Here is a 24831-nt window from a genome sequence, read left to right as displayed (position 1 = left end):
TCATGGTGGTCACAGCCCTTCGGCCAGCGGGCCGAGCGCGAGCGCGGGAAGGAAGGTGAGCGCGACGAGGACCACCGTGACGCCGACGACCATGCCGACGAACAGCGGCCGGTGGGTCGGCAGGGTGCCCTCGGAGGCGGGTGTGGGTTGCTGGCGGGCCAGCGAGCCGGCCAGCGCGAGCACGAAGATGATCGGCAGGAACCGGCCGAGCAGCATGCAGAGCCCGAGCGCGGTGTTCCACCACGGCGTGTTAACGGTGATGCCGGCGAACGCGGAGCCGTTGTTGTTGCTGGCCGAGGTGAACGCGTAGAGCACTTCGGACAGCCCGTGCGGCCCGACGTTCAGCGCTGTCGAGGCGTTGCCGGTGGCGAACGCTGCGGCGGTGCCGGTGAGCACCAGCGCCGGGGTGATCAGGAAGTACATCGAGGCGAACTTGATCTCGCGCGAGCCGATCTTCTTGCCCAGGTACTCCGGGGTGCGCCCGACCATCAGCCCGGCCACGAACACCGTGATCACCGCGAGGATCAGCAGCCCGTACAGGCCCGCGCCGACGCCGCCGGGCGCGACCTCGCCGAGCATCATGTTGCCCAGCGTCATCATGCCGCCCAGCGCGGTGTACGAGTCGTGGAACGAGTTGACGGCGCCGGTCGAGGTGAGCGTGGTGGCCGCCGCGAAGGTGGCCGAATTCGACACGTCGAAGCGCACCTCCTTGCCCTCCATCGCCGCGCCGACCGCCTGCGGCACCGTGCCGTCGCCGGTCAGCTCGAAGACGTTGGTGAGGGTGATGCTGGCGAGCGCCAGGATCGCCATCACGGCGACGATCGCGTAGCCCTGCCGCTTCTGCCCCACCATCCGGCCGAAGACCCGGGGCAGGCTGAACGGGATCACCAGGATCAGGAAGATCTCCAGCCAGTTCGTCCACGCGGTCGGGTTCTCGAACGGGTGGGAGCTGTTGACGTTGTAGAAGCCGCCGCCGTTGGTGCCCAGCTCCTTGATGACCTCCTGGCTCGCCACCGGTCCGCCGGTGACGGTCTGGGCGCCGCCGGTCAGCGTGGTCACGTCGGTGCCGCCGGAGAGGTTCTGCACCACGCCGCCGAGCATCAGCGCGAGCGCGCCGAGCACCGCGATCGGCAGCAGGATCCGCAGCGTGACCCGGGTCAGGTCGACCCAGAAGTTGCCCAGCTCGCCGGTGCGGCTACGGGCGAAGCCCCGGACCAGCGCCACCGCCACGGCGATGCCGACGGCGGCCGAGACGAAGTTCTGCACCGCCAGCCCGGCCATCTGGACCAGGTGGCCCATCGTCGACTCACCCGAGTACCACTGCCAGTTCGTGTTGGTCACGAACGACACAGCGGTGTTCCAGGCGCCGTGCGGCACCACCGGGTCGAAGCCCAGCGAGAGCCACAGGTGGTTCTGCAGCCGCTGGAACGCGTACAGGAACAGCAGGGAGACGGCCGAGAAGGCCAGCACCGAGCGGGCGTACACGCCCCAGGTCTGCTCGGCGGCCGGGTCGACCCCGACCAAGCGGTAGATCCCCCGCTCGACCCGGGACGACCGGGTTCCGGCCACCACGCGGTACATGTGGTCGCCGAACGGCCGGTGCACGGCGACCAGCGCCACCACCAGCGACAGGACGAAGAGCACGCCGGCTGTGGTCATGCTCATCAGAAGCGCTCCGGGAACAGCAGGGCGACGACCAGGAACACGCCCAACCCGATCGCCAGCACCAGCCCGACGGCGTTGACGGCGCTCACAGCTTCTCCACGCCCCTCACCACGAGGGCGAGAGCCGCGAACAGCCCCACCGTCAGCAACACGAACAGCACGTCAGACACGGCTGATCTCTCCTAGCGGAAGATGTCCTCGCGACCGCCTCCCGGCCGCGCCGGGCAATCACAACGCCGTATCCGCCGGACCGACAGGGGTCTTGACGCGACCATCACGCGCGACGGCGGTTTCTTGACGCGCTTTTCACGCCGCCTCCGTGGGCGGCGATCCGGGTCACCGGACGGGCCTCGGCCCCGATCGACCGGAGGTGCCGGTAGCCGGTGCCGAGCACCGCGGCGAACCCGATCGGCACGGCCTGGGACCAGGCGTCACCCGGGCCGGTCAGCTCGCCGTAGCGGTGGGCGAGGAACCCGACGAAGACCGCCGCACCCAGCGCGGCCACCGCCGCGACCGCGCGCAGGTCGGCCACCACAGCGGCGTACGCCCCGACGACGCCCGCCATCACCAGGACCCGCCCGGGCCACTCGTCGGGTGTGAACACCCCGGCCGCCACCAGCGCCGCGCCGACCACCACGACGGCGCCGGCGGCCACCCGGAATCCGGTGCACCCGTCCGCCCGTTCTCGTCCCATGTCCGCCTCCCGCGTCGGTACGTCCCTCGCGGGCCATACCAGCCGGGCCGGGTGGGCACGGTCGACGGCTTTGACGGATCCGGTACGGGCGGGCCGGGACTTTTCACGCCGCCTTCACGGACCGCCCGGCGCGGGGACCGTGACGGGCCGGTCCGCCGCCTACGCTGGCCCGGTGACCACCGAACTGACAGAGCTGTCGGACGAGCTGGGCGCCGACCTGATCGTCCGGACCGCCACCGGTTACCGGCTGCCGCTCACCGACGCGCAGGTGGACGTGAAGGCGGTGCTGCGGGTGCTCGACGACTGCGAGCAGGGTGGTGCGAGGCGTCGCGGAGCCCGTGACGGCCGGCGGGATCAGCGCGGTTTCACGACGGTTTCACGCCGCCGGGCCACCCGTCGATCGCGCGGTGCACGGGCCTCGTGACTGAGCGCGCGGTCAGCGGGGCATCGCCCGCCAGCCGGAGCCGCTCGCCCGCCACGCCCCGGCGAGGATGCTCGCCGAGCCGCGGCTCGGGCACTGCTGGATGCGGGACCGGCCGCTGGCCCCACCGATCTGCGCCTGGACCTGCCACTGGCTTCCGTCGGTGCGGATGTAGACGTCGCGCCGTCCGCGAGGGTTGCTGACGCCGTTCCACCAGTGTTCCTCGACCACCATGCCGTGACCGTACCGCAGGAGACCCGGAGCAGCACAGACGCAAATTGGTTGCCACCGCCGGCCGTACGGCGGGACGCTCCCCGGATGACAGCACCGGACCTGCCGCGCCAGTTCACCATCCGCGAGGGCGACCTGCGGATCCTCAACCCGTTCGACGACGTCAAGCTGGCCACGCTGGGCCGCGCGATCCGGCTGCGCCCCGGTGACGAGCTGCTCGATCTGTGCAGCGGGAAGGGTGAGCTGCTCTGCACCTGGGCCCGCGACCACGGGATCACCGGCACCGGCGTCGACATCAGCAGCGCCTTCACCGCCGCCGCCCGGGAACGCGCCGCCGGACTCGGCGTCACCGACCGGGTACGTTTCGTGCACGGCGACGCGGCTGCGTACTCGCCGGAGCGGCCGGTCGACGTGGCCGCCTGCGTCGGCGCCACCTGGATCGGCGACGGGGTGCCGGGCACGCTGGAGCTGCTCGGCCGGGCGCTGCGGCCGGGCGGCATGGCGCTCGTCGGGGAGCCCTACTGGCGGCGTGACCCGCCGGACGAGGAGGCCGTCACCGGGTCGCACGCCCGGTCCCGGGACGAGTTTCAGGATCTGCCCGGTCTGGTCCGGCTCTTCGGCGAGTGCGGCTGGGACCTGGTCGAGATGGTCCTCGCCGACCAGGACAGCTGGGACCGGTACGCCGCCGCGCACTGGCTGAATCTGCGTCGCTGGTTGGACGCCAATCCGGACGACGAACTGGCTCCGGAGCTGCGCCGGGAGCTGACCGAGGACCCGCTGCGATACGTCCGTTTCCAGCGCGAGTACCTGGGGTGGGGAGTGTTCGCGCTGCTGCGCCGGTGAGCTGCTTAACGAACGGCTACGCAGGGTAAAGACAGATCATGGGACAGTTGCGCACCTCGCCTCCGCCGCCGGAGGCCACTGAGCTGGAGCAATGGGTGCTGGACAGTCCCGAGGATCTGCGCGGTCTGCGCGCCTCGCTGCGGGACGCGCTGAACCGGCACGGGCTGGTGCAGGGCGAGGACCTGGACGAGGTCCCGCACCTGGTCGTGCTGGTCGCCACCGAGCTGGCCAGCAACGCGCTGCGGCACGGACGGCCGCCGACCATCGTCACGCTGCTCGCCACCGACGACCGGTTCCTGCTGGACGTCGCCGACCACGACGTCAGCTCGGTGCCGGAGCTGACCGACATCAGCCCGACCGACTCGGGCGGGCGCGGACTGTTCCTCGCCCAGTCGGTCTCGCTCGACGTCGGCTGGTACGCCACCGACGCCACCAAGAACATCTGGGCCGCGTTCTCCCGCTGACGGCCCGCCGCCGGTTCAGCGGTCGCCGGCCGGGACGGGGTCGTCGTACTGGCCGGGCGGTCCGGTGAGCGGTTCGGCGCCCACGATCGGCCACGGGTTCGGCGTGCACCCGTGCAGCCCGAGCGTCTGCTGCACCATCACCGGCGCCGGACCGCCGGCCCGGGGGCACAGCTCGTGTCCCCGGCCCAGCCGGTGGCCGACCTCGTGGTTGAGCAGGTACTCCCGGTAGCGGGAGAGGTCGGCCACGTGCGGCACCCCGTACACCCAGCGGGCCACGTTGATCACCACCCGGTCGCCGTTGCGGCAGGACGTGTAGCTGTCGCTCGGGTCGCCGCAGAGCCGCCCCCGGGTCACCGGCGTGGTGAGCAGCACCGTGAAGTCGGCGCGGTCGTCGCGGCCCACCCGTTGCAGCCGCCACCGGCCGTCGCCGGTCCAGCCCCGCCGGTCGGCGAGCGTCGCCGCGACCTCACTGGCGAAGCGTTCCACGTCCACGTTGCGGATACCGTCCTCGACGGCGACCCGGTAGCGCAGCAGTTCGCCGGAGCGGCCGGCCACCGCGCCGACCGTGTCGGCGGTGCGGAAGGTGCCGCCGCCCCGGGTCGGGTAGACGATGCCGGGTACCACCCGCCCGGCCGCCGGAACCGGCGTCGGCACCGTCGTCGGCGCGGGACGCGCGTCCGGCGGGGTCGGTGCCGCCGCCTGCACGGTCCGCCGCACGTCCACGCGGTCCAGCAGGTCCGGGTGCCGGGCGGCGTACCCGCCGGCGGCGAGCGCGGCCCCGACCAGTACCACCGCCAGGATGCGCAGTGATCGCGGCCTCCGCCGTCGCCGGTGCAGCCCTCGGTCGTACCCGCCCACGTCGATCTCCGTCCGTCGCCCCCACGCGCTCGGGCAGGAGTACGGACGGCAGCCCCGGACGGTTGAACGGACCGGCCGGGTACCGTCGGTGCCGGGGTGAGCGAGAGGCCGCCTGCCGGAGTTCAGGGAGAGCCACCCGTGTCACCAGCCGACCGACTGCTCGACGACGCCGTCGCGACGGCGCGCGGCACCGACGTACGCGCCGCCGAGCGGGCCCTCGACGGGCTGGTGGTGGCCGACGGCGCGGCGGTGGACGCGGCGCTGCTCGCCCGGCTCACGCGGGACGTGGGCCGGCTCTGGCCGCGTGGCTGGCAGCCCGCCGACCTGGATCGGCTCGCCGTCCGGCGGCTGACCCCGCGCGGTGCCCGCCTGCTGCGCGACGCCATGGCCGCACAGCGGCGCACGCTGCCCGCGCCGGTCCCGGACTGGTTCGACGCACAGCTCACCGACCTGGGCGCGACCTGGGACGGCGACGCGGGCTGGCTGGACCGGCGCGCCGACGGCGACCGGATCACCACGTTGCGCGACGCGGTGGACGCGATCGTCCTGGTGGCGGGGCTGCCGCCGATCGCGGCGCTGCGGCCGCCGCCCGGCTCGGCGGGCACCGCACCCGCCGCCGCGACGCCGAGCGGCTCCCGGATGCTCGACCGGGTACGCGCGCTGCTCGCCAAGGCCGAGTCGACCGCCTACCCGGCCGAGGCGGAGGCGTTCACCGCCAAGGCGCAGGAGTTGATGGCCCGGCACAGCATCGACGCGGCGCTGCTCGACGCCGCCGCCGAGCGCTCCGGCGGTCCGGGCGGCGTCCGGATCGGGGTCGACGCCCCGTACGCGGCGGCGAAGGCGCTGCTGGTCCAGGAGGTGGCGGCGGCGAACCGGTGCGAGTCGGTCTGGTCCGACGACCTGGGCTTCGCCACAGTGCTCGGCTTCCCGGCCGACCTGGCGGCGGTGGAGTTGCTGCACACCTCGCTGCTGGTGCAGGCCACCGCCGCGATGCTGCGCGGCCGGCGCGAGCGCGGACAGGCAGGCGGGCGGCGCACCAAGGGCTACGACGAGTCGTTCCTCAACGCGTTCGCGCTGCGGATCGGCGACCGGCTGCGGGAGGCCAGCGCGGCGGCGGCCGGACAGAGCGACGACGACCGGCTGCTGCCGGTGCTCGCGGCCCGCTCGGACGCCGTCCGGGAGCGGGTCGACCAGCTCTTTCCCGGCACCACGCGGCACCGGCTCCAGGTGCGCGACGAACAGGGCTGGGTCTCCGGCACCAGCGCCGCCGACCGCGCCTCGCTCGATCCGGGCCGCCCGGCACGCCGCCCGGTGCGCGGTTCTCGCTGACTTCCTGGCCGATGATGTCGGTTCGGGCGGACCGGCTCCGACCCGTCTGCGAGGCGCCACCGACGGTGGCCCGAACCCGAGGAGTGCACGGTGAAGTACATGCTGCTGATCTGGAACCGGCCCGGCTTCGTGGAGGAGCTGTCCGAGGCGGAACGCAACGCGATCTTCGGCGAGGTCGACGAGATCATGAAGGAGCTGTCCGAGTCCGGTGAGCTGGTCGGCGGTGAGGCGCTGGCGCACCCGTCGCAGGCCCGTACGGCCCGTCCGGCCGCCGGTGGCGGCACCGAGATCACCGACGGGCCGTTCGTGGAGAGCAAGGAGCAGTTCGCGGGTTACCTGACCGTCGACTGCGAGACCCCGGAGCGGGCTGCCGAGATCGCCGCACGCTGGCCGGACGTGCGGCACGGTTTCGGCGTGCTGGAGGTGCGCGCGGTGATGGAGCAGGCCGGGACGGAGATGTGACCTCACCTGCGGTCGAGGACCTGCTGCGCACGCTCGCGCCGCAGGTCCTCGGCGTGCTCGTGCGCCGGCACGGCCAGTTCTACGCCTGCGAGGACGCGGTCCAGGAGGCGCTGCTGGCTGCCGCCGTCCAGTGGCCGGAGCAGGGCCTGCCGGACCATCCCCGAGCGTGGCTGGTCACCGTCGCCACCCGCCGGCTCACCGACGAGTGGCGCGGTGAGCACGCCCGCCGGGCACGCGAGGTCGCGGTGGCGGTCCGGCAGCCCGCGTACGCGACTGTCGCGCCGCCCGCCGACGAGGAGCCGCCCGGCGGGGACGACACGCTGAAGCTGCTGTTCCTCTGCTGTCATCCGGCGCTGCCGGTCAGCGCGCAGGTGGCGCTCACGCTGCGTGCGGTGGGCGGGCTGAGCACCGCCGAGATCGCCCGCGCGTACCTGGTGCCGGAGGCGACCATGAGCCAGCGGATCCGGCGCGCGAAGCAGCGGATCGAGGCGGCCGGCGCGCGTTTCACGCTGCCCTCGCCGGCCGACCGGGACGAGCGGCTGGGCGCGGTGCTGCGCGTGCTCTACCTGGTCTTCAACGAGGGGTACGCGGCGTCGAGCGGCGAGGCGCTGCACCGGGCGGAGCTGACCGCCGAGGCGATCCGGCTGGCCCGGGAGCTGCGCCGGCTGCTCCCGGACGACGGCGAGGTGGCCGGGCTGCTGGCGCTGATGCTGCTCACCGACGCGCACCGGGCGGCGCGTACCGGGCCGGACGGCGAGCTGGTGCCGCTGGCCGAGCAGGACCGCAGCCGATGGGACCGGGCTGCGATCGAGGAGGGGGTGGCGCTGGTGACCGAGGCGCTGACCTGGTCGTCGCCGGGCCCGTACCAGGTGCAGGCGGCCATCGCGGCGGTGCACGCGGAGGCGCCCACCGCCGGGACCACCGACTGGCCGCAGATCGTCTCGCTCTACCGGGTGCTGGCCCACCTCGCGCCGAACCCGATGGTCACGCTGAACCAGGCGGTCGCGGTGGCCATGGTGGACGGCCCGCGCGCCGGGCTCGCGCTGCTGGAGCCGCTCGACGCCGACGGCCGGACCGCCGGCCACCACCGGCTCACCGCTGTCCGCGCGCATCTGCTCGACCTGGCCGGGGACCGGGCGGACGCGCGGGCCGCGTACCTGGCCGCCGCCCGGGCCACCACGAGCCTGCCGGAACGGCGGTACCTGCAGGCCCGCGCCGCCCGCCTGGCCGGTGACGGGCCGCGCTGATCCGCGCCCGGACAGCACGCCGGGCCGGCCCGTGGGCCGACCCGGTGGGTGTGCGTCGCGTACGTCAGCTCTTGAAGGCGTCCTTGATCTTCTCGGCGGCCTGCTTGAGCTTGGCGCCGGCCTGGTCGTTGCGGCCCTCGGCCTCCAGGCGCTCGTTGTCCGTGGCGCGGCCGACGCCCTCCTTGACCTTGCCGGAGACGTCCTGCGACGTGTTGTCGATCTTGTCGTCGAGACCCATGATGACCTCCACTGATGCGATTGCCTGACGACAACTGGTTACCCCGTCGACCGCCCGCCCAATCCCCTCACCCGATCGGGCGGAAGCGCCGCAGCCGCAGGCTGTTGCCCACCACGAAGACCGACGAGAAGGCCATCGCCGCCCCGGCGAGCATCGGGTTGAGCAGCCCGGCGGCCGCCAGCGGCAACGCCGCGACGTTGTAGGCGAACGCCCAGAACAGGTTTCCCTTGATGATCGCCAGCGTGCGCCGGGAGAGCCGGATGGCGTCCGCGGCGGCGGTCAGGTCACCCCGGACCAGCGTCAGGTCGGCGGCCTCGATGGCCGCGTCGGTGCCGGTGCCCATGGCCAGCCCGAGGTCGGCCCGGGCCAGCGCGGCGGCGTCGTTGACCCCGTCGCCGACCATCGCGACCACCCGGCCCTCGCCCTGCAGCCGCTCGATCACCGCGACCTTCTCGGCGGGCAGCACCTCCGCGATCACCTCGTCGATGCCGACCTCGGCGGCCACCGCCTTCGCCACCGTGGCGTTGTCGCCGGTGAGCAGCACCGGGGTGAGCCCCAGTTCGCGCAGCCGCGCGACGGCCGTCCGGCTGGTCGGCTTCACCGCGTCGGCCACCGCGAGCACGCCCCGGGCCCGCCCGTCCCAGCCGGCCAGGATCGCCGTCCGGCCGGCGGCCTCCGCGCCGGTCGCGGCCCGCGCGATCTCCTCGGGTACGTCGAGACCCCGCTCGCGCAGCAGCCGTGCCCGGCCGACCACCACGGTCCGGCCGTCCACGGTGCCGGTCACGCCCAGCCCTTCGGCGTTGGCGAACCCGCCGACCGGCGGCAGCGGTCCGGCTTCGGCCGCGGCCTCGGCGACGGCCCGCGCGATCGGGTGCTCGGAGGCGGCCTCCAGCGCGCCGGCCACCCGGAGCAGTTCGTCGGCGTCCTCGCCGTCGGCGGGCAGCACCTCGGCCAGCGCCATCCGGCCGGTGGTGACGGTGCCGGTCTTGTCCAGCACCACGGTGTCGACCCGGCGGGTGGACTCCAACATCTCCGGCCCCTTGATCAGCACCCCGAGCTGCGCGCCGCGTCCGGTGCCGACGAGCAGCGCGGTCGGCGTGGCCAGGCCGAGCGCGCACGGGCAGGCGATGATCAGCACGGCCACCGCGGCGGTGAACGCGGCGGTCGCACCGGAGCCGGTGCCGAGCCACCAGCCGAGCGTGCCGGCGGCCAGCGCGATCACGATCGGCACGAAGACGCCGGAGATCCGGTCGGCGAGCCGCTGCACGGCCGCCTTGCCGGTCTGCGCCTGCTCCACGAGCCGTGCCATCTGGGCGAGCTGGGTGTCGCCGCCGACCCGGGTGGCCCGGACGACCAGCCGGCCACCGGCGTTCACGGTCGCGCCGGTCACGGTGTCGCCCGTCCCCACCTCGACCGGCACCGACTCGCCGGTGAGCATGCTGGCGTCGACGGCCGAGGTGCCCTCCTCGACCACGCCGTCGGTGGCGATCTTCTCGCCGGGCCGGACCACGAACCGGTCGCCGACCGCGAGCCGGTCGACCGGGACCCGGACCTCCTGGCCGCCGCGCAGCACCGCGACGTCCTTGGCCCCGAGTTCGAGCAGGGCGCGCAGCGCCGCCCCGGCGGTGCGCTTGGAGCGGGCCTCGAAGTACCGCCCGGCCAGGATGAACACCGTCACCCCGGCGGCGGCCTCCAGGTAGATGTTGCCGGCGCCGTCGCCCCGGGTGATGTCGAGGCTGAACGGGTGCTTCATCCCGGGCATGCCGGCGTCGCCGAGGAACAGCGCCCAGAGCGACCAGCCGAACGCGGCGAGCGTGCCCAGCGAGACGAGCGTGTCCATGGTCGCCGCGCCGTGCCGCAGGTTGACCAGCGCGGCGCGGTGGAACGGCAGCCCGCCCCAGACCACCACGGGGGCGGCCAGCGTGAGCGAGGCCCACTGCCAGTAGTCGAACTGCCAGGCCGGGACCATGGCGAGCACGATCACCGGCAGCGTGAGCACGGCGGAGACCCAGAGCCGGGTACGCGCGACGCGCAGCTCGTCCGCCGGCTCCCCGGCCGCTGCGGCCGCCTGCTCGGGCGGGGGCGGCACCACGGCGGTGTAGCCGGTCTTCTCGACGGTGGCGATCAGGTCGGCCGGCGCGATGTCGTCGGCGTACCGGACGGTGGCCTTCTCGGTGGCGTAGTTCACTGTCGCCTCGACGCCGTCCATCCGGTTGAGCTTCTTCTCGATCCGGGCGGCACAGGACGCACAGGTCATCCCGCCGATCGCCAGTTCGATCAGGTTCGGCGCGGTGGGCAGCGTCTTTCCCGTGGCAGTCATCGCGGCACCTCCGGCGCTCAACTGTGCCCGTGCCCCGGCGTGCCGTGTCCGGCGTCCGGGGTCGGTGCGGTGGTGGATACCGGCGCGGTCCGGTCGCCGGCCAGCACGGTGAATTCGGCGGTGTGCACCGCGTCGCCGTGCCGGAAGTCCAGGTAGAGACGGTACGCCCCGACCGAGGGCACCTCGGCGGCGAACGTGATCGCCGGACCGGCCGGTGTGCGCCCGTCGCCGGGTGTGCCCTCCGGGTGCACGTGCAGGTACGCCAGGTCGCCCTGCCGCAGCGCCACCAGGTGCCCGTACGCGCCGAGGTAGGGCTGAAGGTCGGTGACCGGTCTCCCGTCGCGGCTGACGGAGAGCGTGAGCCGGCTGGTCCGGCCCGGCTCCGGCGTGCCGGTCAGCGTGACTGTGTAGCCGTCGACGGTGGTGCTGGTCACCGGCGCCGGCAGCGGCCGGGCGGCCAGCTCGCCGGGGACCGTGACGTCCAGGCCGAGGGTCAGCGGCTCGCCGCCTTCGGGCGTGAAGTCGGCGAACGCCCGCCACACCCCGGGGCCGTCGAGCGGGGAGGCGACCCGCCAGGTGCCGTCGCCGGCCATCTCCGGGTGGACGTGCCGGAAGCCGGACAGGTCCCGGCGCGCGACGATCAGGTGCATGCGCTTGTCGTGGGCCACCTCGAAGCGGGTGACCGGCGTGCCGTCCGGGCCGGTGATCCGGAAGGCGAACTGCCCGGCCGGCGCGGTGGCGGGCTGGAGCGTGTAGCCGCCTTCGGAGACGAGCAGCCCGCCGGGCAGGTGCGCGTCGGCGCCGTTCTCGTCACCGTGACCGGTGTCGCCGGTCCCGTGGTCGCTGCCGCTGTCGTCGTGGCGGGTCTCGGCGGCCGGGGCGACGGGATCGGCCAGGTTGCCGATCCCGTACGCCGCGCCGAAGACCGCCACGAGGCCGAGCGCGAAGCCGCTGAGCTTCGTCGCCGTGTTCATGGTTTCTCCTCGGTTCTGCGGGTCCCCTGGACCCGTCACGCACCGACGAGGTCGTAGCCGGCCTCGTCGACCGCCGCGCGGACGGCGTCCGTGTCCAGCGGGTTCTGACTGGTGACGGTGACCCGGCCGGTGGCCAGGTCGACCTGGACGCCGGTGACGCCCGGAAGCGCGCTCAGCTCGGTGCTCACCGAGTTGACGCAGTGGCCGCAGGTCATGCCGCTCACCTGGTAGGTGCTCTCCATGTCGCCCTCCGATCTCATACCCCCTGGGGGTACAGCCGGAACGTTAGCATACCCCCGAGGGGTACGCTATCCTCGTTCTCATGACCGCTCCGTCCAGCCCGACCCGGGGCTACACCGCCAGCAAGGACCAGCTCCTCGCCCGGCTCCGCCGGATCGAGGGTCAGGTCCGTGGCATCGAGAAGATGGTCGAGGACGACCGTTACTGCATCGACGTGCTGACCCAGATCTCGGCCATCCAGGCGGCGCTGGACAAGGTCGGCCTCGGCCTGCTCGACGGGCACGCGCGGCACTGCATGCACGAGGGCGCCGCCGAGGGCCGGGCCGACGAGATGGCGACCGAGATGATGGCCGCCGTCGGCCGCCTGATGAAGCGCGGTTGAACGGGACCTCCGCCCCTCCGAGCAGGGCACATCGACCCGCGCCGACGCGCCCGTGCGGCCGTACCGTCGAAGTGGCGGGCAGGCCGGCCCCGGCGGACCCGCGGTGACGGACGGAGGGCGGCCCGATGATGTGGCAGAGCCCGATGATGGGCTGGATGTGGATCTGGTCCCTGGCGGTGCTGGCGGTTCTGGCAGGGCTCCTCTGGCTGGCCGTGCGGTGGACCGGCCCGCAGCGGTCCGGGCCGACTGCGGCCCGGCGCATCCTCGACGAGCGGTACGCCCGCGGCGAGATCGACGAGGACGAGTACCGGCGACGCCGGGCCGGACTGGCCTGACCCGCGCGGGGCGCGCGTCACCGGTCACGGTGTCCGGGAGCACCCAGCCGGGCTGCCTACCATGTCGGGGCGACGACCCGGACGTGGTCGACACGTCCGCGCCGGCCCGGTGACCAGACCGGTCCGGCGGACCAGGCGTCGCCGCGACCGTTGGGAGAGACGCCTTGGGTGCCGACCACACCCGCCCCGCACCGCCCACGCCACCGGGCGTACGGCGGCTGCTCGTCGCCGTGGTGGTGCCGCTGTTCGCGCTCACCGTGATCGCCGCGCTGGTGCTCTGGCCCCGGCAGGACCGGGAGCCGGTCGGCGGCGCGGACGTCCCCCGCTACCACGGCACCGTGACCCGGGTGGTCACCGAACCCTGCCCGCCGACGCCGGAGGCCCCGGAGGGCGCGGGCGGCCCCTGCGGCACCGCGACCGTCGCCGCCGAGCAGGGCCCGGACGCGGGACGGCAGGTCGAGACGCCGCTCCCGGCCGGACCGGGCGCGCCCCGGGTCGAGGTCGGCGACAAGATCGTCCTGGTCGAGCTGATCGACCCGGCCGATCCTTCGGTGAAGTCCTACAACATCGCCGAGCACCAGCGCGGCACACCGCTGATCTGGCTGCTTGTGCTCTTCGCCGCCGCGATCGTGGCGTTCGGCCGCTGGCGCGGGCTCGCCGCGCTCGGCGGCCTGGCGGCCAGCTTCGCCATCCTGCTCGGCTTCGTGCTGCCCGGCATCGGTGGCGGCCAGCCGCCGCTGCTGGTGGCGATCGTGGGCGCCGCGTTGATCATGTTCGTGGTGCTCTACCTGACGCACGGGATCACCGCGCAGACGTCGGTGGCGGTGCTCGGCACGCTCGGCAGCCTGGTGATCACCGGCGTGCTCGGCCTGCTCGCCACGTCCGCCACCCATCTGACCGGCTTCGGCAGCGAGGACGCCACCACGCTGTCCATGTTCCAGGGCGACGTGGACCTGCACGGGCTGCTGCTGGCGGGCATCATCATCGGCTCGCTGGGCGTGCTGGACGACGTCACCGTCACCCAGGCGGCCACCGTCACCGAACTCGCGCACGCCAACCCGGGGCTGTCCCGGCGGCAGCTCTACCGGGCGGCGACCCGCGTCGGCCGGGCCCACATCGCGTCCACCGTCAACACCATCGTGCTGGCGTACGCGGGCGCGTCGCTGCCACTGCTGCTCCTGCTGGTCGCCGACTCCCGCCCGGTGAGCCAGATCCTCACCAGCGAGTTCCTCGCCCAGGAGATCGTCCGCAGCGCGGTGGCCACGCTCGGCCTGATCGCCGCCGTACCGCTGACGACCGCACTGGCCGCGATCGTGACCACCGCCGGACGGCGCGCGCCCGGTCCGGAGCCGGCGTCGCCCGTGCCCCCGCCGCCCCGTCCGCCGGCCGGACGCGACGACGCGCTGGAGGCGCTCGGCGGCGGAAAGAGTACGGAGGCGACATGGTGACACTCCGCACGGTGACCATCGATTTCAAACGCGACGCTGGTCACGGTGCGCCACGGCGAAATCTCGCTATTGGTCGGCTTCCGGACGTAGATCCGCAGGAGTGCTGTCGGGTAACCTCGCTGCCGGTCACCGCCGAAGGCGCGCACCGGCGCCAGCGGTGCCGCCGCCCAATCGCCTGCGGGCGAGCCGGGGAACCAGGTACATGGGGTGAATCCGCGCGAGCGGTAGGGGCCACTTCCGTCCCGAACCCGTCAGCTAACCCGGTCGGCGGCCGACGGAAGGGAACACTGTGACGCCACCCCTGCGCCGCTGGCTGACACCCCTGGTGGCCGTGCTGGCCTCGCTGGCAGTGCTGGCCGGGCCGAACTCGGCGACGGCGGCCCCCGCCGCGGCGGCCCCGAAGCCGTCCGGGCACGAGGAGGACGGCGAACCACCGCTCATCACCGAGGCGATCGACAGCGCCAACCGGAACTTCCTCCAGGCGAAGGCGAAGCTGGCCAAGTCGCAGGACCGCCAGCGGCGGCTGGCCGCCGAGGTACAGGCGGCACAGGCCGAACTCGAGGCGCTCAGCCCGCAGGTCAACCAGCTCGCCGCCCAGTCCTACCGGACCGGCCGGATGGGCGCGATGGCGATGCTGCTGGAGAGCAACTCGCCCGACTCGTTCGTCCGCCGCGTCAACGCCCTGGACGAGCTGAACCTCCTCAACGCGCAGCGCCTGGCCGCCATCAACGCGGTCAAGAACCGCGCCGAGACGGCCAAGATCGCGCTCGACGCCGAGGTGCGCGAGCAGGAGAAGCAGAAGAACGCGATGGAGCGCGAGAAGGTGCAGGCCGAACGCGCCCTCAAGCTCGTCGGCGGCCTCGGCTTCACCGGCGGCCTGGTCGACGCCACCTCACCGGTCGCCAAGATCGGCCCCGGCCGCACCGCCGACGGCGGCTGGAAGGCCGAGTCGTGCAGCGAGAACGACCCGACCACCTCGGGCTGCATCACGCCGCGGACGCTGCACGCCTACAAGGAGGTCCGGCGCGCCGGCTACACGCGCTTCGTGGGCTGTTACCGGCCGGGCGGGCCGTGGGAGCACCCCAAGGGCAAGGCGTGCGACTGGTCGCTGCAGAACAGCGGCTTCTCACCCTGGCACAACAACGACACCCGCAAGTACGGCAACGACGTGGCCGCCTTCCTCATCCGCAACGCCGACCGGCTGGGCATCTACTACGTGATCTGGAACCGGCAGATCTGGTTCCCGGCCACCGGCTGGAGGTCGTACAGCGGGCCGTCGAACCACACCGACCACGTCCACATGTCGATGCTCTGACCTGGACGCAGCAAGAAGGGGCCGCCCCCGTGGGCGGCCCCTTCGTCGTCCGGCGCTCCGGTCAGCCGGCCAGCGCCGCGTCCGCGTCCGCCGGCGACGAGGGAGCGGGCAGTGACGCCGGGACCTGCGCCACTGTCCGCACCTCGCCGCCGGAGAGCCGGTACGACATCCCCGCCACCGTGCACCGGCCCGCCGCGACCCGCTCGGCCAGCACGGAGGACCGGGCCAGCAGCGTCTCCACGGTCTGCGCGATGTGGACGTCGATGATGCCGTCGAGGTCGTCGATGCCCTGCCGGGCGGCGCGCAGCAGGCTGGGCGAGACCGCGTCCACCACCGCTCCCAGGTGCCCGGCCGGAGCGGCGCCGGTCCGGACCCCCTCCCGGGCGGCCTGGACCGCGCCGCAGGAGTCGTGCCCGAGCACCACCACGAGCGGCGTGCCCAGCACGGTGACCGCGTACTCGACGCTGCCGAGCACCTCGGGCCCGGCGGTGTGCCCGGCGGTACGCACCACGAAGAGGTCACCGAGACCTCGATCGAAGATGATCTCCGCGGCGAGCCGCGAGTCGGAGCAGCCGACGATCACCGCGAAGGGGTGCTGGCCGTCGGCCACCGCCGCCCGGTGCCCGGCGTCCTGATTCGGATGCTGCGGCACACCGGTGACGAACCGGTGGTTGCCGGCACGCAGCTCGGCGAGCGCCTGCTCCGGGCTTCTCGGCGTCATCTGCCTCACCTCGTCTACCTGCGGAACGACCAGGCCGGACGGCCTCGCGACTTCACGGTCACACGGCGTCAGGGGCACGTCAAGATTCGTGATACGCATTTCATACTTTCCCGTGCCGGCCCGCGTCCGATTCGGGTCGGCAGCGTCGATGGCCATAGCATGGCCACCATGGCGACGACACCAGGTGAGGACGGGAGCCGCCGCAACTGGACCTTCCTCACCAATCACGGACATGTGCTGCTGGCGATCGCGCGCAACCCCACGGCGCGGCTGCGGGACGTGGCCGACGAGGTGGGCGTCACCGAGCGGGCGGCCCAGGCCATCGTCGCCGACCTGGAAGCCGGGGGATACCTGCGGCGCACCCGCGTGGGGCGGCGCAACGAGTACACGATCAACCCGAAGGGACGCTTCCGGCACCCGGCGGAGGCCGACCAGCAGGTCGGCGCCCTGCTGGCCCTCTTCGCCGCCGAGCCGGCCGGGGACGTCACCGCCGACCGGTGACCGGTTCCCGCGACCGCGTGCGCCCGCGCGGGCCGGCGCGACGGTAATCTCACCGCGTGCGCGACAGCTTGCGGCCGGGCGCGACAAAAGGGCGCGCCCGGGCCGGACACCCGATCCGGACCGTCCTCTCGGCAGCGGCGGCAGCCGCTCTGCTCGGCGGCGCGCTGGCGGTGCCCGCGCCCGCCGTGGCCGCCCCGAAGTGCGGGCCGACCGGCGGCCCCGCGCCCACCGAGACGCCGTGGGCGCTGAGCCGCCTCGACCCGGCCTCCGCGTGGCGGGTCGGCAAGGGCGCGGGGATCACCGTCGCCGTGATCGACTCCGGGGTCTCACCGTCGCATCCCCTGCTGCGCGGGCGGGTGCTCCCCGGCGAGGACTTCAACCAGCTCGTCCGGCTTCAGGGCCAGTGTGACCTGGTCGGGCACGGCACCATGGTGGCCGGCATCATCGCCGGGCGGGAGGGCACCGGCTCGCCGTACACCGGCATCGCGCCGGAGGCCCGCATCCTGCCGCTGCGCGTGCTGGCCGAGAACAAGGAGAACTTCGACCCGGACGTGCCGGGCGAGATCGGCAAGGCGATCCGCTGGGCGGTCGACAACGACGCCGACGTGATCAACCTGTCCCTGGTCACGCTCGACGACCCGCAGCTGAAATCGGCGGTGCAGTACGCGCTCGGCAAGGACGTGGTGGTCGTCGCCTCCGCCGGCAACCGGCAGGAGAACCGGGAGGACCGGCCGGCCTATCCGGCCGCGTACCCGGGGGTCATCGCCGTCGCCGGTGTGGACGAGCAGGGCGGCCACGTCGGCAGCTCGGTCAGCGGGGACTATGTGGACATCGCCGGCCCCGGGCTGAACATCCTCGGGCCCGCGCCGCAGGGGTCCGGCTACCGGGCCGAGCCGCAGGGCGGCACGAGCTTCGCCACCGCGTACGTCTCCGGTGTCGCCGCGCTGGTGCGGGCCGCGCACCCCGACATCAGCGCCGACGAGGTCGCCTACCGGCTGACCCGCACCGCCGACAACCCGCCCGACGGGCACAACGCCGACGTCGGCCACGGGATGGTCAACCCCTACCGAGCGGTGACCAGCCTGCTCGGCACCCGCACGGACCCGCCGCTGGGCGCCATGCCGCCGCCGGCGCCGCCCACCGATCCGCTGGCCTGGCAGCGCACCGTCGCGATCTGGGTCGCCGTCGTCGGCGGGCTGCTCGCCGGGGTCCTGCTGACGCTGCGGCCGATCCTGACCCGCGGCCGGCGACGCGGATGGCGCCCCGGCCGGCGGGACGTCCCGCAGGACGCCTGACCGGCCGCCTCGCGCAGCACGGCCGGGCCGGAATACACGAGACAGGGCCGGAATACACGACGGCTCCGCCCGGCACGAGCCGGAGCGGAGCCGTCGTGGACCGGTCGGGGGTCAGCTGCCCCAGACCTTGGAGTTGCTCATCTCCGTGGTCATGTAGTTCTCGCGCGCGATGCCCACCGCGCCGCCGATCTCGTTCAGGACCTTGTTGATGTCCCGCACGGCGGCGTCCCACTGGGCCTGGTGCTGCTGGTAGGCGGCCCGGTCCTGGCCCTCCCACTCGAGCTTGGTCAGCATCGCCCGCAGCGTGTCCAGCTTCTCGTCGATGATCCGCGAGATGGCCTGCATCTGCTGGTTGCTGCTCTCCAGAACAGCGTAGTCAACCTTGATGCTCATCGATTCCTCCTCTGCCTGTCTTCGCGGATCACGGGTTGAGAGCAGCGTGGAACTTGTCCAGCATCTGCTGCTGCTCTTCGTCGTTGACCTGGTGCGTGGTGCCCGACTTGTCGAGCAGGTCCGCGATGTTGTCCATCGCGGTCAGCAGCTTGTTCGTGTCCTCGGTCCAGCGAGTCATCAGGCTCTGGAAGCCCGTGGACGCCTGGCCCTTCCAGGCCATCGCGAGGTCGTCGACCACGTTCCACAGCTTCTTGAGCTCACCGTCAACCTCGCTGCGCGTGGACCGCACGTCACTCGCGGCGGTGTGCAGAGTCGCTGCACTGACCTCGAACGCCATGCTTCACACCCTTCCGTCTTTTGTGGCGGCGGTTCCGCCGCGCCCTCCCCCGCGGCAAGGCGAACACACCCCACCGACGGACACTTCATCCGAACCGTAGCGGACGATGTCCAACCCGCGCAGCCCTGCCGGCCCATCGACGTACTCCGACAGCCCGGAATCGGCAAGGCGATCCGGCGCCGTCCGTACGAGTTGGACGGTCCGTCCCGAGGTCAGGGCCGCTCACGTGCGGCTTTGACGATCGTCGACACACCGAAGGCCAGCACCGCGACCAGCAGTACCACCACGATCCACAGCAGCGGCTTCTCGAACGCGCGCTCGAACGTCAGCACCAGCAGCGCCGCGCAGGCGCTCAGCGAGACCACCTCGGCGGCCCGCCGCAGCCGCGCCGAGCGGGTCAGCACGGCGAACAGCATCAGGAGCACGAAGACCGGAATGGTCAGCAGGACGTACAGGAACAGTACGAAGATCAGAGTGTCCATGCCCCGCTCCCGTCACCTGTAGAACGCGGAGTCCCGAACCCAGTCGATCTTGATGTCCTTGATGTCCGGGTCGGAGCCGGCGGGCGCCCAGCCGGGCCGGGAGTCCGCGGTGAACGTGAACCGGCTGTCCGTGTGGAACGCGGCCATCAGCGCGTGCAGCAACGCGCTGATCTCGCCGAAGACCAGGACCAGGATCGCGGCGGTGGCAGCCAGGCCGGCGATGCCGATGGCCTGGGCCAGCGCGGTGGTCGCGGGGAAGAACTGGAGCGCGATCGAGGCGATCACCGCGACCAGGATCGGCATGAGCGCCTGCGCCAGGCCGGACACCGCGTCGTTGTACGCGTCCCGGGCCGCGGTGAGCGTGTCGCGGTTGGCGGCGAACGCCTCGGCCAGCGAGTTGATCTCCGCGCCGAGCTTGCGCATGAACTGGTCGAACGCGTCCCGGTCGTCGAAGTCCCACTCCGACGCCTCCGGCGGGACCGCCGCCATCGCCGCGCCGAACTGGTCCGCGCCGAGCAGGCGGGCCGCCTCGTCCCACTTCTTGATGGACTCGTTCACCTGCTGGTTGTCGAAGGACTCCAGGTAGAGGATGGTGCCGATCAGCGCCGCCGAGGCGGCGATCCAGACCAGGTTGCCCCGGGCGATGGCCGCGGCCGACCGCACCGGCGCCGTGGTCTGGGCGACCGACACCGAGCCGGTCACCGTCCCCGAGGCGTTGGCGATGAGGATCTCCGGTGGCATCAGGCGTCCTTCCCCTGGCGGGCCCGGCCGGTCACTTGACCACCCAGGGCTGATCCGACTTCTCCCAGTTCTGCGCGCTCTGTTCGAGCTGCGCGGCGGCCTTGCGCAGATGCTCCGCGCCGGTGCGGACGTTGTCGAGGTGCCCGTCCACGGCCGCGTTGTGCCGCTCCACCGCCCCGGTGCCGAACCAGCTCAGTGCGCCGCCGGGCAGCTTGACCTCGGCCAGCAGCGCCTCGACGTTGCGCAGGTACTGGATCGGCCCGTCCGGGGCGTCGAGCATCCGGCTCGCCTTCCGGATCGCGTCGACGTCGACGGTGTTCGGCATCGTCGTCCCCTCTCGCTCAGCGCCGCAGATTGCGGGTCGGGTCGGACAGATCCACCCCGAACTGACGGAACCAGTCCTCCGGGGTCAGCGTGCCGTCCTGCGCCCGGCGGACCGTCTCGGAGTCGCCGAGCATCTCGCCCAGCATCTCCCGCTGCCGCTCCTCGAAGGCCACGTACGCGGCGTCGATCGCGGCCTGCATCGACTCGGCCAGGGAGAAGCTGTCCAGCCGCATGGCCCGCGCGTTCAGCTCGATGCCGCCGACCTTCATGTCGCCGTCGACGGTCACCCGCACCAGCCCGTCCGGGCTCTCCCCGGTGACCCGCAGCTCCGCACGCTGCCGCTGGAGCTCGGCCAGCCGCCGCTGCTGCTCCTGTGCCTGCCGCAACAGGCCCTCCAGGGCTCCACCGATACCCGACGGGCTGCTCAACTCCGGCTCTCCCCGTAATCGCGACGATCGATCGGGCCGACGCTACCGGAAGTGACGCCCGCCGTCCGTCCCGTCAGACCGGTTCCGTCCAGGCGGTCTGGATCAGCTGCTGGCCGTCGCGGCGGCGCACCAGCGTGCCCCGGCCCGGCGGCTGCGGGGTCGGCCGCAGGTTGCCGAAGACCGCGCCCTCCTCCCGGCTGCCGGACATGAGCAGTCCCGGCGAGTCCAGCTCACGCAGCCGCTGCAGCACCGGCTCGTACAGCGCCCGGGCCACACCACCGACCCGCCGCGTGACGATCAGGTGCAGGCCGATGTCCCGCGCCTGCGGCAGCAGCTCGTGCAGCGCGCTGAGCGGATTGCTGCCGCCGGAGGCGACCAGGTCGTAGTCGTCCACCAGGATGTAGAGGTCCGGCCCCTTCCACCAGCTCCGGTCGCGCAGCTGCGCGGTGGTCACGTCCGGGCCGGGCAGCCGGTTCTGCAACGCGCTGCGGATCGAGCCGAGACCCTGGCTGAACACCTGGTTCGACGGCGCGTAGTCGAGCAGGTGGTCCCCCTCGACCGCGCCGAGCAGGCCGCGCCGGTAGTCGGCGATGACCAGCCGCGCCTGGGCCGGGGTGTACCGCTCGGCGATCCCCCGGGCGATCAGCCGCAGCAGGTTCGTCTTGCCGCACTCGGCGTCGCCGAACACGGTCAGGTGCGGCTCGCTCGCCAGGTCCAGGTGGACCGGGGCGAGCGCCGACTCGTTGACGCCGATCGGGATGCCCGGGACGGACCGGTCGACCACCTTCGCCAGCTCGGTGACCGCCAGCTTGCGCGGCAGCAGCCGGACCTTCGGCGCCGGACGGCCCGGCCAGTTCGCCGCGACGTGCCCGGCCAGCGCCACCGACGCCTCGGTCAGGTCCTCGATGTCGCGCTTGCCGTCGATCCGCGAGATCGCGGTCAGGAAGTGCAGCTTGTCCCGGGTCAGGCCGCGACCCGGCGCGCCGACCGGCACGTTCTGCGCGGCCCGCCGGTCGATCTCCGACTCCGACGGGTCACCGAGCCGCAGCTCCAGCTTGGTGCCGAGCAGGTCCCGCATGTTGATCCGGATCTCCGCCCAGCGCACCGCCGTGATCACCACGTGGACGCCGAAGCCGAGGCCCCGGTTGGCCAGGTTGGTGATGGTCTGCTCCAGCTCCTCGTACTCCTGGCGCAGCGTGTTCCAGCCGTCCACCACGAGGAAGACGTCACCGAACGGGTCGTCGGCGAACTCACCGGCCGCGCGGCGGCGCCGGTAGCTGGCCACCGAGTCGATGCCGTGCTGGGTGAACCGGTTCTCCCGCTCGTCGATCACCGCGACCACCTCGGCGACCGTCCGCCGGACCGCCTCGGTGTCCCGCCGCCCCGCCACGCCCGAGGTGTGCGGCAGCCCGTCCAGGCTGCGCAGCGCGCCACCACCGAAGTCGAGGCAGAAGAACTGCACCTCGCGCGGCGTGTGGGTGAGCGCCAGCGAGGCCAGCATCGAGCGCAACATCGTGCTCTTGCCGCTCAGCGACGCGCCGACGATCACCACGTTGCCGCCGGCCCCGGCCAGGTCGACCATCATCGGGTCGCGGCGCTGCTCGTACGGGCGGTCCACGATGCCGACCGGCACGGCGAGCCGGCCGCGGCCCGGCCAGTCGGCGGTGGTCAGGCCGTACGTCGGGTGCACGCTCAGCTTCGGCAGCAGCTCGGCCAGCCCGGACGGCTCGGCCAGCGGCGGCAGCCAGACCTGGTGTGCCGGCTTGCCGCGGCCCTTGAGCTGGTCGATCAGCACGTCCAGCATGGCCACCGCCTTGCCGTCGCCCGACTGCTCCGGCTCCGGCGTGGCCTCCGCCGGACTCGGCAGCGCCGGCGCCGGTACGTAGTCGATGCCGTACGGGACGATCCGCCGCTGCACCTGGGCCCGGGTGGAGCGCTGCGCCTGCCCCGGCGCCTGGTACGGGCCGGACACGTACGCCGCACGGAACCGCAGCATCGTGGCGGTGTCGGTCTTCAGGTAACCGTGACCCGGCGCGCTGGGCAGCTCGTACGCGTCCGGCACGCCGAGCACGATCCGGCTCTCCACCGCCGAGAACGTGCGCAGACCGATCCGGTACGACAGGTGCGTGTCCAGGCCGCGCAGCTTGCCCTCCTCCAGCCGCTGCGAGGCGAGCAGCAGGTGCACGCCGAGCGACCGGCCGAGGCGGCCGATCATCACGAACAGGTCGATGAAGTCCGGCTTGGCGGCCAGCAGCTCGGAGAACTCGTCACAGATGATCAGCAGGCTCGGCATCGGCTCCAGCGGCTCACCGGCCGCCCGCGCCTTCTCGTAGTCGTAACGGGAGACGTAGTTGCCGGCCGCCCGCAGCACCTCCTGCCGGCGGTTCATCTCACCGGCCAGCGCGTCCCGCATGCGGTCCACCAGCGGAAGCTCGTCCGAGAGGTTGGTGATCACCGCGCTGGTGTGCGGCAGCGCGTCCAGCGAGGCGAACGTCGCACCGCCCTTGAAGTCGACCAGGACGAAGTTCAGCTCCTCCGAGGAGTGCGTCACGGCCAGCGCGGCGACCACCGTACGCAGCAGTTCGCTCTTGCCGGAGCCGGTCGCGCCGATCACCAGGCCGTGCGGGCCCATGCCCTCGTGCGCGGACTCCTTGAAGTCCAGCTCGACCACGTTGCCGTCCGGGCCCAGGCCGAGCGGGATGCGCAGCCGGTCGCGGTGGCTGCGCGGCCGCCAGGTCTGCCGGACGTCCACGGTGGCCGCGTCGCCGACACCGAGCAGGTCGGGCAGCTCCATGCTGCGGGCCAGCGGCTCCTCGGTGCTCGCGCCCTGCTGCTGGGAGAGCCGGAACGGGGCGATCTGCCGGGCCAGCCCCTCGGCGGCGGACAGGGACAGCCGGTCCGGGCTGCCGAGCCGGGACGTGGCGGTGCCGCGGACCAGGTCCAGGCCGGTGCCGTCGCCGGCGTCCAGGCAGAGCAGCCAGCGCCCGGCGTCGCGGGGCACCGTGCCGGACAGGTCGACCACTGTGGTGCCGAGCAGGCCCGGCCCGGTCAGCGCGCAGGTCGCCGAGACCTCGCCGCCGTCCAGCACCACCACCACGTGCGGCGCGGTGGTCAGCGGCTTCGCCTCCGGCGCGAACCGGGGCCGCCCGCCCAGCTCCTGGGCCAGCGCGGTCTCCGCCTCGTCCAGCGCGGCGAACACCATCCGGCGCGCGCCCGCCGCGTCGGTACGCCCCGGGTGCTGGGCGTGCGGCAGCCACTTCACCCAGTCCCAGACCGGTTGCCGGTCCGGCGCGGCCACGACGACGACCAGCAGGTCCTCCGGGGCGTGGAACGTGACGAGCTGGCCCAGCGCGGCCCGGGCCAGGTCGAGCACCGGCTCCCGGTCGCCGCGCAACGCGATCCGGCTGAACGCGCGCAGCGACAACGCGGTCGGCAGGTCCGGCACGCTGGAGTGGGCCCGGACGAACCGGCGCAGCGCGATCGCGCTCATCGGCTCCAGGTCCTCCACCGGCTTGGTCTCCGGCGGCACGATCTCCACCGCCAGCCGCTGCGGGCCGAGCGCGATCCGCACCTCGCCGAAGTCGTCCTCGGTGATCCGCCGCTCCCACAGCCGGCGGGAGGCGGCGATCGACCAGAGCGCGTCCGGCTCCGGGTGCCGCCAGGTCATCGCGGCGCGCTGCTGCTCGGCGGCCCGGCGGGTGCGCTTGCGCATCTGCGCCAGGTAACGCATGTAGTCGCGCCGCTGCGCGTTCAGCTCGGCCTTGTCGTTGCCGCCGTTGCCGAGCGTGCCGATCGCCATGCCCAACATGGACACACCGAACAGGCCACCCGCGACGTACGTCATCATGCCGCCGCCGCGGCCGGCGTAGAGGAAGGCCATCGCGCCGACGCCGCAGAGCATCGGCAGGATCATCAGCACCTGCCCCATGCCCTTGGCCTTCGGCTCCGGCAGCTCGGGCGGGGACTCCAGCAGCACCTCGCCGCGCGGCAGCGCGGGCCCCGGTTGACGCGGAAGCCGGCGGAACACCACCGTACTCACGGCTCTCCCCTCCCCAGAAGCGGCCCTGATCGTGGTCTGCCACCGCCGGTGAGCGTCGGGTGGGCAACCTGTGCGACCGCCATCGTAGGTAATCTCCCGGAGGCG

Annotated in this window: 29 protein-coding genes and 1 riboswitch; of the genes, 12 read left to right on the top strand and 17 right to left on the bottom strand. The window is 73.2% G+C overall.

Annotated elements, in window-relative coordinates; all coding sequences use genetic code 11:
* Window positions 1-9 precede the first annotated feature (9 nt).
* The 3 genes from kdpA to J3R08_RS31775 form a co-directional block, all read right to left on the bottom strand.
* Entirely contained in the window at window positions 10-1665 is a 1656-nt protein-coding gene (gene kdpA / locus J3R08_RS02195; RefSeq protein ID WP_064448599.1) for a potassium-transporting ATPase subunit KdpA, read from the bottom strand.
* On the bottom strand, window positions 1665-1754 hold the full coding sequence (gene kdpF, locus J3R08_RS02190; RefSeq protein ID WP_036343797.1) for a K(+)-transporting ATPase subunit F: 90 nt from the start codon (window positions 1752-1754) through the stop codon (window positions 1665-1667). Before kdpF ends, kdpA begins: the two co-directional genes overlap by 1 nt.
* Window positions 1755-1938: 184 nt before the next feature.
* Window positions 1939-2358, bottom strand: a complete 420-nt coding sequence (locus J3R08_RS31775; protein WP_245254654.1) for a hypothetical protein — start codon at window positions 2356-2358, stop codon at window positions 1939-1941.
* A 172-nt stretch (window positions 2359-2530) separates the two neighbouring features.
* Between J3R08_RS31775 and J3R08_RS02180 the strand changes: the two genes are divergently transcribed.
* Window positions 2531-2782: a hypothetical protein gene (locus tag J3R08_RS02180; RefSeq protein ID WP_124778899.1), complete on the top strand. Its 252-nt coding sequence runs from the start codon at window positions 2531-2533 to the stop codon at window positions 2780-2782.
* A gap of 12 nt (window positions 2783-2794) precedes the next feature.
* On the opposite strand, the gene J3R08_RS02175 is transcribed toward J3R08_RS02180, so the two are convergent.
* Entirely contained in the window at window positions 2795-3013 is a 219-nt protein-coding gene (locus J3R08_RS02175) for a hypothetical protein (protein WP_030503492.1), read from the bottom strand.
* Between the two features lie 84 nt (window positions 3014-3097).
* Here J3R08_RS02175 and J3R08_RS02170 point away from each other — a divergent pair, with 84 nt between their 5' ends.
* The gene (locus J3R08_RS02170; RefSeq protein ID WP_113972132.1) at window positions 3098-3853 is read left to right on the top strand and encodes a cyclopropane-fatty-acyl-phospholipid synthase family protein; all 756 of its coding nucleotides are present in this window, start codon (window positions 3098-3100) and stop codon (window positions 3851-3853) included.
* A gap of 38 nt (window positions 3854-3891) precedes the next feature.
* A complete protein-coding gene (locus J3R08_RS02165; RefSeq protein ID WP_043327055.1) occupies window positions 3892-4317 on the top strand; it encodes an ATP-binding protein in 426 nt (141 codons plus the stop codon).
* 15 nt (window positions 4318-4332) lie between these two features.
* Here J3R08_RS02165 and J3R08_RS02160 read toward each other — a convergent pair whose 3' ends face one another.
* On the bottom strand, window positions 4333-5175 hold the full coding sequence (locus J3R08_RS02160) for a DUF3152 domain-containing protein (protein ID WP_209959779.1): 843 nt from the start codon (window positions 5173-5175) through the stop codon (window positions 4333-4335).
* 138 nt (window positions 5176-5313) lie between these two features.
* Between J3R08_RS02160 and J3R08_RS02155 the strand changes: the two genes are divergently transcribed.
* The 3 genes from J3R08_RS02155 (at window position 5314) to J3R08_RS02145 (ending at window position 8213) form a co-directional block, all read left to right on the top strand.
* Window positions 5314-6504 carry a DUF2786 domain-containing protein gene (locus J3R08_RS02155; RefSeq protein ID WP_209959777.1) on the top strand — a complete coding sequence of 397 codons (1191 nt, stop codon included), beginning with the start codon at window positions 5314-5316 and terminating at the stop codon, window positions 6502-6504.
* A 99-nt stretch (window positions 6505-6603) separates the two neighbouring features.
* A complete protein-coding gene (locus J3R08_RS02150; protein ID WP_205796229.1) occupies window positions 6604-6966 on the top strand; it encodes a YciI family protein in 363 nt (120 codons plus the stop codon).
* Window positions 6963-8213, top strand: coding sequence for an RNA polymerase sigma factor (locus J3R08_RS02145; protein ID WP_209959776.1), 1251 nt, complete (start codon window positions 6963-6965; stop codon window positions 8211-8213). Before J3R08_RS02150 ends, J3R08_RS02145 begins: the two co-directional genes overlap by 4 nt.
* Before the next feature lie 64 nt (window positions 8214-8277).
* On the opposite strand, the gene J3R08_RS02140 is transcribed toward J3R08_RS02145, so the two are convergent.
* From J3R08_RS02140 to J3R08_RS02125, 4 genes are all read right to left on the bottom strand, one after another.
* Window positions 8278-8451, bottom strand: coding sequence for a CsbD family protein (locus J3R08_RS02140; RefSeq protein ID WP_043330702.1), 174 nt, complete (start codon window positions 8449-8451; stop codon window positions 8278-8280).
* A gap of 67 nt (window positions 8452-8518) precedes the next feature.
* Window positions 8519-10771 (bottom strand): cation-translocating P-type ATPase, encoded by a 2253-nt coding sequence (locus J3R08_RS02135; protein WP_209959774.1) that lies wholly within the window; start codon window positions 10769-10771, stop codon window positions 8519-8521.
* Window positions 10772-10788: 17 nt separating this feature from the next.
* Window positions 10789-11745 (bottom strand): hypothetical protein, encoded by a 957-nt coding sequence (locus J3R08_RS02130; protein WP_209959773.1) that lies wholly within the window; start codon window positions 11743-11745, stop codon window positions 10789-10791.
* 35 nt (window positions 11746-11780) lie between these two features.
* Window positions 11781-11987, bottom strand: a complete 207-nt coding sequence (locus J3R08_RS02125) for a heavy-metal-associated domain-containing protein (RefSeq protein WP_064448625.1) — start codon at window positions 11985-11987, stop codon at window positions 11781-11783.
* 80 nt (window positions 11988-12067) lie between these two features.
* On the opposite strand from J3R08_RS02125, the gene J3R08_RS02120 reads away from it, so the two are divergent.
* The 4 genes from J3R08_RS02120 (at window position 12068) to J3R08_RS02105 (ending at window position 15465) form a co-directional block, all read left to right on the top strand.
* Entirely contained in the window at window positions 12068-12367 is a 300-nt protein-coding gene (locus J3R08_RS02120) for a metal-sensitive transcriptional regulator (protein WP_013283780.1), read from the top strand.
* 125 nt (window positions 12368-12492) lie between these two features.
* Window positions 12493-12702, top strand: coding sequence for an SHOCT domain-containing protein (locus tag J3R08_RS02115; protein WP_043327065.1), 210 nt, complete (start codon window positions 12493-12495; stop codon window positions 12700-12702).
* Between the two features lie 164 nt (window positions 12703-12866).
* On the top strand, window positions 12867-14150 hold the full coding sequence (locus tag J3R08_RS02110; protein ID WP_113972138.1) for a YibE/F family protein: 1284 nt from the start codon (window positions 12867-12869) through the stop codon (window positions 14148-14150).
* Between the two features lie 154 nt (window positions 14151-14304).
* Window positions 14305-14436: riboswitch (cyclic di-AMP (ydaO/yuaA leader) on the top strand.
* 3 nt (window positions 14437-14439) lie between these two features.
* Window positions 14440-15465 (top strand): hypothetical protein, encoded by a 1026-nt coding sequence (locus tag J3R08_RS02105; RefSeq protein WP_043327069.1) that lies wholly within the window; start codon window positions 14440-14442, stop codon window positions 15463-15465.
* A gap of 61 nt (window positions 15466-15526) precedes the next feature.
* On the opposite strand, the gene J3R08_RS02100 is transcribed toward J3R08_RS02105, so the two are convergent.
* Window positions 15527-16186: a carbonic anhydrase gene (locus tag J3R08_RS02100; RefSeq protein ID WP_043327072.1), complete on the bottom strand. Its 660-nt coding sequence runs from the start codon at window positions 16184-16186 to the stop codon at window positions 15527-15529.
* A gap of 159 nt (window positions 16187-16345) precedes the next feature.
* On the opposite strand from J3R08_RS02100, the gene J3R08_RS02095 reads away from it, so the two are divergent.
* Entirely contained in the window at window positions 16346-16687 is a 342-nt protein-coding gene (locus J3R08_RS02095; RefSeq protein WP_043327074.1) for a MarR family winged helix-turn-helix transcriptional regulator, read from the top strand.
* Window positions 16688-16743: 56 nt separating this feature from the next.
* Entirely contained in the window at window positions 16744-17982 is a 1239-nt protein-coding gene (mycP, locus tag J3R08_RS02090) for a type VII secretion-associated serine protease mycosin (RefSeq protein WP_280841768.1), read from the top strand.
* Window positions 17983-18093: 111 nt separating this feature from the next.
* On the opposite strand, the gene J3R08_RS02085 is transcribed toward mycP, so the two are convergent.
* The 7 genes from J3R08_RS02085 to eccCa form a co-directional block, all read right to left on the bottom strand.
* Window positions 18094-18375 (bottom strand): WXG100 family type VII secretion target, encoded by a 282-nt coding sequence (locus tag J3R08_RS02085; protein WP_043327076.1) that lies wholly within the window; start codon window positions 18373-18375, stop codon window positions 18094-18096.
* A gap of 28 nt (window positions 18376-18403) precedes the next feature.
* The gene (locus J3R08_RS02080) at window positions 18404-18712 is read right to left on the bottom strand and encodes a WXG100 family type VII secretion target (protein ID WP_043327078.1); all 309 of its coding nucleotides are present in this window, start codon (window positions 18710-18712) and stop codon (window positions 18404-18406) included.
* Window positions 18713-18924: 212 nt separating this feature from the next.
* Window positions 18925-19194, bottom strand: a complete 270-nt coding sequence (locus J3R08_RS02075) for a hypothetical protein (RefSeq protein ID WP_043327079.1) — start codon at window positions 19192-19194, stop codon at window positions 18925-18927.
* A gap of 12 nt (window positions 19195-19206) precedes the next feature.
* Window positions 19207-19935, bottom strand: a complete 729-nt coding sequence (locus tag J3R08_RS02070; protein ID WP_043327081.1) for a hypothetical protein — start codon at window positions 19933-19935, stop codon at window positions 19207-19209.
* Between the two features lie 31 nt (window positions 19936-19966).
* Entirely contained in the window at window positions 19967-20260 is a 294-nt protein-coding gene (locus J3R08_RS02065) for a hypothetical protein (RefSeq protein ID WP_043327083.1), read from the bottom strand.
* 16 nt (window positions 20261-20276) lie between these two features.
* The gene (locus tag J3R08_RS02060; RefSeq protein WP_043327085.1) at window positions 20277-20687 is read right to left on the bottom strand and encodes a YbaB/EbfC family nucleoid-associated protein; all 411 of its coding nucleotides are present in this window, start codon (window positions 20685-20687) and stop codon (window positions 20277-20279) included.
* A gap of 73 nt (window positions 20688-20760) precedes the next feature.
* Window positions 20761-24726: a type VII secretion protein EccCa gene (gene eccCa / locus J3R08_RS02055; RefSeq protein WP_124778897.1), complete on the bottom strand. Its 3966-nt coding sequence runs from the start codon at window positions 24724-24726 to the stop codon at window positions 20761-20763.
* Between the last annotated feature and the right edge of the window lie 105 nt (window positions 24727-24831).

The organism is Micromonospora sp. HB375 (genome assembly GCF_017872985.1).
Lineage (GTDB): Bacteria > Actinomycetota > Actinomycetes > Mycobacteriales > Micromonosporaceae > Micromonospora > Micromonospora chalcea.
The sequence above is the reverse complement of the archived record's forward strand: the minus strand, read 5'-3'. Positions and strand labels throughout refer to the sequence as shown.

Bases quoted from the DNA above. Each gene is read 5' to 3' on its own strand.
- kdpA (WP_064448599.1), bottom strand. From the start codon at position 1,665: ATGAGCATGACCACAGCCGGCGTGCTCTTCGTCCTGTCGCTGGTGGTG.
- J3R08_RS31775 (WP_245254654.1), bottom strand. From the start codon at position 2,358: ATGGGACGAGAACGGGCGGACGGGTGCACCGGATTCCGGGTGGCCGCC.
- J3R08_RS02175 (WP_030503492.1), bottom strand. From the start codon at position 3,013: ATGGTGGTCGAGGAACACTGGTGGAACGGCGTCAGCAACCCTCGCGGA.
- J3R08_RS02170 (WP_113972132.1), top strand. From the start codon at position 3,098: ATGACAGCACCGGACCTGCCGCGCCAGTTCACCATCCGCGAGGGCGAC.
- J3R08_RS02165 (WP_043327055.1), top strand. From the start codon at position 3,892: ATGGGACAGTTGCGCACCTCGCCTCCGCCGCCGGAGGCCACTGAGCTG.
- J3R08_RS02150 (WP_205796229.1), top strand. From the start codon at position 6,604: ATGCTGCTGATCTGGAACCGGCCCGGCTTCGTGGAGGAGCTGTCCGAG.
- J3R08_RS02140 (WP_043330702.1), bottom strand. From the start codon at position 8,451: ATGGGTCTCGACGACAAGATCGACAACACGTCGCAGGACGTCTCCGGC.
- J3R08_RS02135 (WP_209959774.1), bottom strand. From the start codon at position 10,771: ATGACTGCCACGGGAAAGACGCTGCCCACCGCGCCGAACCTGATCGAA.
- J3R08_RS02130 (WP_209959773.1), bottom strand. From the start codon at position 11,745: ATGAACACGGCGACGAAGCTCAGCGGCTTCGCGCTCGGCCTCGTGGCG.
- J3R08_RS02125 (WP_064448625.1), bottom strand. From the start codon at position 11,987: ATGGAGAGCACCTACCAGGTGAGCGGCATGACCTGCGGCCACTGCGTC.
- J3R08_RS02120 (WP_013283780.1), top strand. From the start codon at position 12,068: ATGACCGCTCCGTCCAGCCCGACCCGGGGCTACACCGCCAGCAAGGAC.
- J3R08_RS02115 (WP_043327065.1), top strand. From the start codon at position 12,493: ATGATGTGGCAGAGCCCGATGATGGGCTGGATGTGGATCTGGTCCCTG.
- J3R08_RS02100 (WP_043327072.1), bottom strand. From the start codon at position 16,186: ATGACGCCGAGAAGCCCGGAGCAGGCGCTCGCCGAGCTGCGTGCCGGC.
- J3R08_RS02095 (WP_043327074.1), top strand. From the start codon at position 16,346: ATGGCCACCATGGCGACGACACCAGGTGAGGACGGGAGCCGCCGCAAC.
- J3R08_RS02085 (WP_043327076.1), bottom strand. From the start codon at position 18,375: ATGAGCATCAAGGTTGACTACGCTGTTCTGGAGAGCAGCAACCAGCAG.
- J3R08_RS02080 (WP_043327078.1), bottom strand. From the start codon at position 18,712: ATGGCGTTCGAGGTCAGTGCAGCGACTCTGCACACCGCCGCGAGTGAC.
- J3R08_RS02075 (WP_043327079.1), bottom strand. From the start codon at position 19,194: ATGGACACTCTGATCTTCGTACTGTTCCTGTACGTCCTGCTGACCATT.
- J3R08_RS02070 (WP_043327081.1), bottom strand. From the start codon at position 19,935: ATGCCACCGGAGATCCTCATCGCCAACGCCTCGGGGACGGTGACCGGC.
- J3R08_RS02065 (WP_043327083.1), bottom strand. From the start codon at position 20,260: ATGCCGAACACCGTCGACGTCGACGCGATCCGGAAGGCGAGCCGGATG.